Annotated in this window: 11 protein-coding genes; 3 read left to right on the top strand and 8 right to left on the bottom strand. The window is 42.5% G+C overall.

Translation table 11 applies throughout. The features are described from left to right. The 7 genes from VB654_RS17145 to VB654_RS17175 all read right to left on the bottom strand — a co-directional run. The coding region (locus tag VB654_RS17145; protein WP_323215022.1) for a hypothetical protein at positions 1–1252 on the bottom strand (1252 nt) is incomplete at its 3' end. Positions 1253–1257: 5 nt separating this feature from the next. Then, a complete protein-coding gene (locus VB654_RS17150; RefSeq protein ID WP_323215023.1) occupies positions 1258–1500 on the bottom strand; it encodes a hypothetical protein in 243 nt (80 codons plus the stop codon). Next, on the bottom strand, positions 1493–2059 hold the full coding sequence (locus VB654_RS17155; protein ID WP_323215024.1) for a hypothetical protein: 567 nt from the start codon (positions 2057–2059) through the stop codon (positions 1493–1495). The genes VB654_RS17150 and VB654_RS17155 overlap by 8 nt, the downstream gene beginning before the upstream one ends. Positions 2060–2131: 72 nt before the next feature. Beyond that, positions 2132–2812, bottom strand: a complete 681-nt coding sequence (locus VB654_RS17160; RefSeq protein ID WP_323215025.1) for a hypothetical protein — start codon at positions 2810–2812, stop codon at positions 2132–2134. A gap of 24 nt (positions 2813–2836) precedes the next feature. Beyond that, entirely contained in the window at positions 2837–3058 is a 222-nt protein-coding gene (locus VB654_RS17165; RefSeq protein ID WP_323215026.1) for a hypothetical protein, read from the bottom strand. Between the two features lie 171 nt (positions 3059–3229). Then, positions 3230–3994: a hypothetical protein gene (locus tag VB654_RS17170; RefSeq protein WP_323215027.1), complete on the bottom strand. Its 765-nt coding sequence runs from the start codon at positions 3992–3994 to the stop codon at positions 3230–3232. Positions 3995–3997: 3 nt separating this feature from the next. Then, entirely contained in the window at positions 3998–4435 is a 438-nt protein-coding gene (locus VB654_RS17175; RefSeq protein ID WP_323215028.1) for a hypothetical protein, read from the bottom strand. Between the two features lie 329 nt (positions 4436–4764). Between VB654_RS17175 and VB654_RS17180 the strand changes: the two genes are divergently transcribed. From VB654_RS17180 to VB654_RS17190, 3 genes are all read left to right on the top strand, one after another. Beyond that, positions 4765–4926: a ribbon-helix-helix domain-containing protein gene (locus tag VB654_RS17180; protein ID WP_323215029.1), complete on the top strand. Its 162-nt coding sequence runs from the start codon at positions 4765–4767 to the stop codon at positions 4924–4926. Positions 4927–5543: 617 nt separating this feature from the next. Beyond that, positions 5544–5723, top strand: a complete 180-nt coding sequence (locus VB654_RS17185; RefSeq protein ID WP_323215030.1) for a hypothetical protein — start codon at positions 5544–5546, stop codon at positions 5721–5723. Between the two features lie 2 nt (positions 5724–5725). Beyond that, complete coding sequence (locus VB654_RS17190; protein ID WP_323215031.1) at positions 5726–9187, top strand: DUF3987 domain-containing protein; 3462 nt, start codon at positions 5726–5728, stop codon at positions 9185–9187. Positions 9188–9700: 513 nt separating this feature from the next. Here the strand turns inward: VB654_RS17190 and VB654_RS17195 are convergent. Further along, a partial coding sequence (locus tag VB654_RS17195) for a hypothetical protein (RefSeq protein ID WP_323215032.1) occupies positions 9701–10157 on the bottom strand: 457 nt, incomplete at its 5' end.

Here is a 10157-nt window from a genome sequence, read left to right on the forward strand (position 1 = left end):
GTAGGATAGTTCCGGCTTTCCGGGCTGATGCTGTACCATCTGGAAAGCTTTCATTGGTGGCGTTGTGGGTGATTCCCAGCAGGTATTCCTTGGCTTTGCGGGTGTCGGTGAGGGACATTTTGAAGAATGCGATCGCGCTATCACCGCATAATGATTTTAAATTGGTAAATTCATCACAAATCACCTGCTGCTTAGTCTTTGGCTTCTGCTTAATCCGTTGTAACCATCTATCACAACATTCATCAAAAGCTGTACTAATATCTTCTTCAGTTTCAGCTAGTGTGTAAGCTTGTAGCAGTTTCCACACCTCGGCATTATCACCAGTGGCGTGTCTATCAATTAATTGATGAATTGGGGCATCGAGGCAGTATTTTCTAATTAGTGCAATGGCTCCGGCTGTATAAGTCTTGCCTGACCCTTGATTACCAATGAGCCACAACGGTTTTAGTGAATTGATTATTTTCCACAAATAACCATCCTCATGACCTTTGAGGGCATCTATTAAGCTATTTCTCAAGGAATCATTAGGGGATTGTGTAGCAGTTCCCGTGTCACCAGTGGGTTTATTTAATTTGTCTAACTTGCGGTTAGTTTCAGCAGTAGATAGCCGATTATCCGCAATAGCTTTGTCCAGTTCTGATAATTGTAATTCATGGGATTTCAAGGCAACTTCACCCTGCAATTGTCCATTAATATGATCTAGTTGCTGTTCTCCCTCACTCTTTAGCTGTTCAATTGCCCCGGCAGTGTCCCGTGCAATTATCTCCTTAGTTATTTGGGCTTGGTGCTGTTTACTATATGCAGTTAGATCCAAATGATTAGACACATATATATCATTCTCCAATGCTTTTATTTTCAGCATTGAGAATTGAGAATGAATTGCTTTCTCCTGTGTATCTGTGAGTGATTTAGATACACCATAAGCACCAATTAAAAGAACAGTCCCCAGTACACCATAGAGGGGCGCTTTAGGCGATTCTGGAGGGAGTACCCGTAAGAATTTAACTTTGTTATCAAAAGTGAAGTTACGCCGTTCACGGTCAATCATCCAACTAATACCCCTCTTGATTTGTTGACCCTCACACACATCAGCGTTAGGATTAAAACAGAATAATGTTTCAGGATATTTAGTAGTATCTGCAAACAGTGGTAAACATAACGCAACACCTCCAATAAATAGAGATGTTGATAATAGTGTAGCTGTCTTCCTTTGTGCTTTGAGGCGTTCGTTAAATTTCAGAATTTCTTGCATTCTTTTTACCTACGAAGTACCCAAATCATCCCTATAATTAGGCTGATAACTATCACCAAGTCGATGTTCACCAGGAGGGAGTCAAGGAAGCTATAAATCACTGTGTCCCATCCCTGTTCCCTCAGCCAATTAGCTAATGCACTGATGCTATAACCGATATCCCACAAACCCATTACAAAATAATTAGCTGCAATTAATAACCCTAGACTGCCTATAAATCGAGTTAAAAAGTTTTGTTTTCTATACATCGGAGTTGCCTTTATTCTTCAGACTATTAAAAGCAATTAACCCCAGCCCTACTACCACAGCTAAAAGTAATTCAAGCCCCTGGAATTGGAACCCTTCCCCCAATGACTCAGCAGTTCTGATTTCTGCATAAGTGTCCTTAATAGCTAGGTTAGTTTGCACAACTGCTGTACTAATCTTTCGTGTGGAATGCCAAGAGATAACCCCACCAATGCCCAGTTTGCAAAGTGCAATCAGTGGTTTGTCGTGTCGCAGTTCCCAGCGTTCGCTGGACAGTTCAAAATTAAAACTTTCACCTGCATCAATTAACCCAGGAAGTAAAGCACAAATAATACAAGTTGCAACTATTAAACTAATGCTAATTTGTAGGGTGAAGAGAAACCAACTAAGGGAGACTGAGCCAAGTTGACAGACTAGGAATAATACCCCACTGTCTAGCCTCTTCCTTGCAGCTATCTCTTCATACAATTTGCGCTCGATGTGGGCTAAATACCGCGCTGTGTCTTCGTTGGGGGATGAGTCTTCACTGTTTAGCAGTTCATCAATATCATTGGGGTTCATGGTAGTGTGGAGGAGAATGTTATATACGCAACCCCAGGAAACTTGGCAAGGCAACCTGGGGTTATTTATTAGTTAGAAACCTAGCGCGGTCTTAAACTGCATCAACTTGGCTTTTATTCCAGTCCCTTGATAATTCTTTTCAGGGATAAGGTCATATCTAGCGCGATCTCCTTTATTCAGTGCCTCATCAAGTTCCTTCTTCTGGTATGCTTCATCTGCTGCAATTTGCTTTACTTCTGGACGTTGGGATTGTTCCAAAAGTGATGTTTTTTGGTCAACTGCTACCAAGTGCGCGTCGATGTATCCCTTTATTTGGGAATAGTTCATCTGGTATTGGTGGCGTTGGTTCTCGGCATTCTTAGAGGCGATAAACTCGGCTGCTAGTTCACTGCGAGAATGTCCATATTTTGTGTTTTCCAAAGTTGCTTTCATGGTCGCCTTGTCAATGGCGATCGCTGACTTACCACCTTGAACTAAAATGTCTGCTACAGCTTTGTTATAAGCCTCACTTCCCTCTAAAATCTCTCCATATAGCTCGGCAATTTGAGGGGCGAACTCCTTATACATCGACCCCTGACGCGCTAACTCCCCAACTCTTTGGGCTGCTGCTAAATCACCCTGACACGCCTTGTCAAAGTCTGTCAAATCAACACCGAATTTATTCTTAAGCATCGCCCCAATACGACGGGCTTTAGGTGCAACGTGGTTTTTGATTTTGGGTGATTGTGCTGGGTTTAATCTCTTCTGATCCATGATGCTTGATTCCTGTTTGTAGTGTTAATTAGTGAAACCTTGAAGAGCAAAAATATTGATTATGGGAGATTGGGCTAAAGTCTCCCAACGCACTTCGATTAAAGCTTGCTCGGCATCTCCTAAAGTAACGTCGGGTGCATACTCGACAGACTTAAAATCAGGGTGCTTTTGTATTTTGTTTAGCAGTGCAAGTGATTGGTCAATTAGGTCTAACAGTTCGGGGCTTTGAGCTATTTCTGGAACCATGACGGAACCTCCAAATAAATATTAGGATCTTGAAATTCTCGGTACTCCGGCTTGGTGACTCTGTGGCGACTAAAGCGGTAGTTATCAAAGGCTACAAGTACAGCAGCAAGGGATGAAATTATCAGAATGATGGATATGGCTTTTGACGGATTAAAACTGATTACAAAGCTGTTAGCCTGCTTTAGTTGGTGGGAGTGCAAATACTTTGAGGGCTTGTCTTGTTTGTTGGCGAAAGCGTTCGGAACCGCTTTTGATATCTTGGCTTATGCTCCTTAATCCATCATTTAGTAGCTCTGAATTTTCAGCGTCCAGATTGTGAATTGTCTGTTTAACTTCTTGCACAATATGTTGAATTTTCTGCCTACTCAAAGCTGCTTTGTGCTGGACAAAGGTAGTGATTGCAGTTTTTATCTCTTCCAGTTCATCATCTGAATTTGTACTGGCATAATCGAAGTTTGACGCTATGGCTGTAACGTCTTCTATGTTTAGTGTGATACCCATGCTTTCGGCAGTAGATGCAACTAATTCAGAAGTTTCTTGCAGTGCGATTGCTCCCACATCTTCAGGATTTTCCAATGTTTCCGATTCCATCTGTGCAGGTGTTGCAGTGTTTCCAAGTTCACCACCTGCACAGATGGGAGTTTCTGTTTCCTCCGCTTGTGGGGTAGTGTCTGAAGATGTGTATAAATTGTTTACATCTTCAGATGAGTTGCTTTCTTCGTGATCTGTGACGACGGGTTGGGGCTGTTCTTCGATTACCGTCAACTTGGTGGCATTAGCCATTAAATGCTCAAAGATAGCTGTAATTTCTTCATCTGTGGGGTGTTCTGTATCTGAGACTATCTCGTTATAGATTGGTCGAATCTCACCAAGTGAAATCTTAATACCTTGTCTGGATAGTTTGCTTTGAATGCGCTTTGCAATTGTCGTAACCATGATTTATGCCCCTATTTTTGCGAGTTGATTATTCTGAATTTTCGATTTGTAAATCAAGGCGATCGCTACAATTGGGAGGATGGTTTGTTTGCTGTAAAATCCTTTGGCTCTAAAACCTCCACAGTTGCGGAACCACCTAGATACTGTTGATTGATTGGGGTTAATTCCTAATCTTTCAATCAGCCCCATGAACTGTTCGCCGGTGATGCCCTCGCCAATTGCGGGTAAAAGTTGTCTACCAAGTCTGGTTAATTCGTCCTTTACTTCGTGGTACTTGCTGAAATATCTTGGTGAGACTTTTCGTAGGTTAATCAGCACCTCAAAGCCTTGTTTGTCTAGTGGTAGTTGGCAGTCAAACATTAGCCGTTTAATTTTTGACCAATGGCTATCACTGCACCGCTTATTGATCAAGGTTTCGTAAACAATTCTGGTTTGCTCCATAGTCCATATATCCGTTATCGAGTTTTTGCATATATCCCGTGCGTAGTTGTTTCATCCCGCCTATCGTGTTGTTTTATCTTGCATATTTGCGGTGCATCTACTTGCACTGTGGGTATTTATGCGTTATCGAATTGCCAAGATTTTTGCTTTTTTTCTTCACTATCCAGCTATGGGTAAGCTTTGAGGGATTCAGTGAGTTTGCATTGACTTGGTTATAGTGCTATCTTATCTATGACTTCGGAAGCTGTCAATAGCTTCTTACAGCTTCCTATTTTTAGGTTCTGAATGAGTGAGGATGTAATCTAAAGTTATCTATACTATTTGAAGTTATGGGTAAAACTAAAAAAGCCAAAATTACATTTACTTGCTCACATGAACTTAGAGAAGAATTAGAGACTATTGCAAATTCCGAAGACAGAACACTTTCAAACCTTGTAGAAAGGCTGATTGCAAGAGCAATACAAAATTACAAACCTCAAGGCGAAACTTAATCAACCAATTGCTCCGCTAAAGCTCCGCTAACGCGTAGCGTCTCGGAGAGAGCGCAGCTATCGCCTCCACTCAAAACCACAAAACACGATGAAAACACCAGGGCAATACCAAACAAACCCCTCATCCGGGTGAATGACAGATTTCAGATTATCAGGCACTCCAGCCAAAAAAACTAGGTAACAGCGTTACTCCCCCAATTGGGGCGCAAAAGTAAGGGATTAGCTCACGGTATAAGATGATTTTTTATGCAATGACTACACCAGCAGGAGTAGAGCAAAGTGGAAAAATTGGTATCCAGCCACAACATAAGGGGCTATGCTTTTACTAGCGACGGTATCCAGCCGTGATCACCTATTTAGCCACTCAAATCCCCCCTAACGCTCAAACCCCCTAAAACGCCAAAAAACCCCAAGGTACGAACTTGAGGTTTCAGGCAATTTCTCACTCCCTTTGCTGTTCTTTTTCACAGTTTCTAGCAAAGGGAAAACTAACCACGAATCAAACGAGGAAGTTCCTATGCAACTTAAGCAAAGGCTTCTCCAACTATTTCCATCGAGGATTTTCCTATGCAAATAAAGCAAGGGCATCTCCGACTACTTCCATCGAGGATTTTCCTATGCAACTAAAGCAAAGGCATCTCCGACTACTTCCATTTTTACCAGGAATAGCAGTCGGGTGCAAGCCATTTTCTAGTAGTACAGATGTAGCACAAGAAATACAAGCATATCAATTTCTCTTGATATGTACCGATAATTTAAATTCAATCACCGTAAATAACTTAGGGGAGGGCGCTTAATCATGGTCGCTAATTTTATTGACAGCACCCCCCAAATAGATACAGCCGAATCTATAAAGCATCTTGAATTATTGGGATACAGAAGAGGCGACAAACCCCGTATCCGGTATATCGGCGAAACCACAATCAAAGCAGACGGACTTGATTTTCATGAAATGCGATCGCACCAATCCCAGGGGCGGAATACTTACGTTGTGGTTAATCCTGGTGGTCACGACGATCAAAGCATAACAGCAGGCCGTGCCATCTTCTATGAGCATGACAACCTAGATAAAAACATTCAGTTAAATTTATGGCAAACATTAGGACTACCAGAACCGACATTCCAAGTAGACACCGGGGGAAAATCCATACACAGCTATTGGGTGTTTGAAAATCCCCTTGATGTGGGACTGTGGCGATCGCTTCAATCAGATTTATTGGAATTTTCAGGAGGCGACAAATCTATAAAAAATCCCAGCCGTGTTATGAGACTTGCTGGCAGTTTATATATAAAACATGGGGAAGTAACAGGAGTGGCAAGAATTGTCAACCAATCAGGGATAACTTACCGTGCCGACTACTTGCGGCGCATTATCCCCAGTACACTCCCCCAAGAATTGCCCAGGATTCCCCCAATCACCCCCAGTTCATCTGACGTGCCTCTCTATCGTTGCCTGACCATAGACGACAGAGCGCTGATTGATAGCGGGACAGGTGAAGGCGATCGCAACGACAAAGGCGCAAAACTAGCACGTAACCTGATTGGAACTGCGGCAAGATTGCAATATTTAGGACATAGATTTGAGGGTGATCCGCGTCAACTGTTTGAGGACTACTGCAATCGATGTTCCCCCCCTCTGGATGCGAAAGAAGCTGATTTAATTTGGCGGTCAGCCGAAAAAGACAACCCCACAGCGACCTTAACCGATGATGCTATTGAGAACTGTGTCAAATCTTGGCAGAAAAACCAGGGAGTTCTGGAGCGATCGCACAATATCCCAACCCCACAATCAACCTCAAATAAGAATGTAGTTGTCCATCCGGCTGCATATAGAAACAAGATTGGGGGTAAGGAACTACGCGACAAAATTCTTGAATTAATCAGCCAAGAGTTAACCCCAGATGAACTGGTATTAGCACTTGGTGATTTATCCGAAGAATCAGGCAAAAAAGTTGAATACCTATTTAAACTGTACCGACTAACCGAGGAACAGCAGCAGCAGCAGCAGGACAAGGAACAAACCCAAAAAATCCAAATACCCAAATTATTCACCGCCAAGAAAAGTAGATTAAATCCGTTTGATTTACTTTTTGGCGACGGGGGAGAACTGGCCACAATGCTGTATGAATTAGCGGAAACAATGCCAACATCCGTGGAACATCTGCTTACTACTTTGGTTCCTGTGGTTGGTTCCTTGATTGGTACATCGTCAGAAATTGTGGCGAAAGCACAGGGTAACTTTGTTGAGCCTTGTATTTTTCAGTCCCTGGTTTTAGCGCGTTCCGGCGAACTAAAATCGCCTACACAAAAAGTGATCGTCAAACCACTAGAACGGCTGGAAAACTTAGCAAGGGAACAGTATCAGGAAGATTTGAAAGAATATGCCAGAGAGTATGCAGAATGGCAAAAAAATAAAGATGATTCAGAACCACCAACCAAGCCAACTCTAAACAGGTTTATTGTCAGCAACCTATCGCAAGAAGCGAAAATAAAACTTCATTGTGAGAACCCACGGGGGCTGCTACAGTTCAAAGATGAGGCATCAGCTTTCTGGAGTGGGCGAAACAAGTACAGAAATGGAATTGGCGACGATCAGGAATTAGAACTGTCAGAGTTTAACGGGGGGATACTAAGACGCGATTTAGTAGACCCAGAAAAATCTGCATACATCCCCAAATCCGCAATATGTAAAACTGGCAATACTCAATTTGACACCCTCAAGGGTATTTTGGCCAAACAAGATTTTAATGATCACCAGGGGGACTTTGCCAGATGGTTAATTTCTCTGGTTCCATCGCCAACTAAACCGATTGACTTACTAGAAACCGACGACGGTTTGAGCGCACGCTTGCAACAATCCCTGGAATCACTTTATGAAGACTGCTTAAAATTGCCAGAAAGACAGTATTTCTTGTCCATCGATGCCAAGAAGCACTGCAATATAGTCCTCAACCAGATTAAGGACTTGGAAGGAGAAAGCGACGACGTGGGGATGTCTGTCATCGGGCCAAAACTGAGGAGTTACTTTTTGAGGTTGATTTTATGGATTCACTTGGTTAATTCAGTTTTAGCGGGGAACACCAACCCCACACAAATGATTGATCAACATTCTGCTGTATGTGCAGGCAACGCGATTAAATTCTACCTCGACCAACACCTGCTGCTGAGGGCGTTGTTTACTCCAGAACAAAAACTAGAGGGCGACTATCTCAAAATCAAAGACTACCTGGATAGGAGGAAGACAGCCAAAACTGTTCGGGACATCAAATATGGTGTGCGATCGCTAAGGAGTGTTCCATCGAAGGAAATTACGGCCATGTGTGACCAGATGGTTCAATTAGGGGCGCTCAACTCCAAAGATAGCTTTTACTTTTCCAGTGATTTTAGTGATGATGACGTTTTCCCAAAAAATGATGACATCCTTTTCAGAAATGATGACACTTTTAACGAAAATGATGACACTTTTAGCGAAAATGATGACACTTTTGGCAAAAATGATGACAAATCACTAAACACCATAAACACCCATCAAATCCAGACACAGCAAGCATTACAGCAATTGGATAAAAATAAAAATGATGACAATGATGACACAATGATGACAGGTATTGAACCCATTCAAATCCAGACACAGCAAGCATTACAGCAATTGGATAAAAATAAAAATGATGACAATTTAGTTCAGCGCACCACAACCCCCCCCGGTGTTTCCGAACAATGCGCCAATTACACCCCTGGTTTTTCCGAACAATCCCCCGATACTTCAGACTCCTCTAGAGAGATTTCATCATCATCTGTAAATTCTCAAGCGGCTGAAAACGTTGCACAGCAAACGGTTGAGGGTGATGACATCGTGTCATCATTGTCATCATCTGAAAAATCCCAAACGGCTGAAAACGTTGCACAGCAAACAGTTGAAGGCGGTCAGTCTGAAACACAAGATGTCATCATTTCTGAAAAAAATGTCATCATTTCTGAAAAAAATGTCATCATTTCCGAAAAAGATGTCATCATTTCCGAAAAAGATGTCATCACCGCGTCATCATCAACCATAACGACGGAACCAACCGCGCCAGCATCCAGTGACGAACTAGACCACGATGAATTACAACCAGGGGATAGAGTTATCTGTTTACCAGATGGAAAAACCGAGAAACTGGCAACTATCAAGGAAGTTAGATTCGGCTCATTTTCTCTAGATGTGGATGGATACCGAAAACCGCTTTTACTTGAAAACAGGTACATAGCTAGACGAGCGTAATTTCTGGCGGGGAAATTGTTCCCTCCTCCCTCTGGATGTAGATGGATACCGAAAACCGCTTTTACTTGAAAACAGGTATATAGCTAGATGAGCAAAAATTGGATAGCCGCCGAGGGGTAGAGTCGAGGGGAATGTTGCCATTCCTATCCCACTGGATGCGATAGCGAAGCTAATGTCTAAAGCCATATCGCCTCCCATGATGCCAACTGCATAACCCAGGTTCAATTTGAACCTGACTTATATTCGCAGGATATTCCTAGATTCAACAGAGTGTCGGGTGTGGGTGCGGCCTGATGATACTGCGTCCAATTTGTGCTGCGAGTTCGGAACGATTGATATTTAATGACCAAGCCCCGTTGAGACGCAAGTTCGTTTCATTCCCTCAAAGGTCTACAATGTCAATTTTTGATTTTAGCGATCGCTCTCGCTCTAATTTTCCTGCTAAAAATCCGCAACATTTGTTTACATTGTGTCCCATTGTCCACATACCTCGGCCGTTACCCTAATTGCTTTCTAAACGCCAAATATCTTGTTAATTTGTTGCATTTCCTCGGTCTTTGGCAGATTCATCAATCCCCAATCCTCATCGTCATCCCAATCATCATCTTCATCCTCATCATTACTTTGAGCATTTTTATGACCGTTGTTATTGATTTCTTGATTATCTGAAATCATCCCCAAGGCGGATGCGCTATTGTTCGGTGTTGTTGATGTCTGATGAGTAACTGCTGGTGTGACATAACCAGGGTCAATATCAATCCCACAAATTCGCCGGATAATGTTGATTTGTGCTTCTAATTTAGCGATCGCCACAATGCCAATCTGCCTCATTTTCTCCCCACGCACACCCTCATTAAACATTGCCAAAGGCAACCAATGTGCTTTGAGAGTAGAGATAACTAACTCAGTCAAATTCTCATCCTGATTAAAAGGATCTGACTGCAAGTAGCTAATTACCCGTCCATCCACA

Origin of the sequence: Nodularia sp. UHCC 0506, assembly GCF_034931045.1 — a bacterium.
GTDB lineage: Bacteria > Cyanobacteriota > Cyanobacteriia > Cyanobacteriales > Nostocaceae > Nodularia.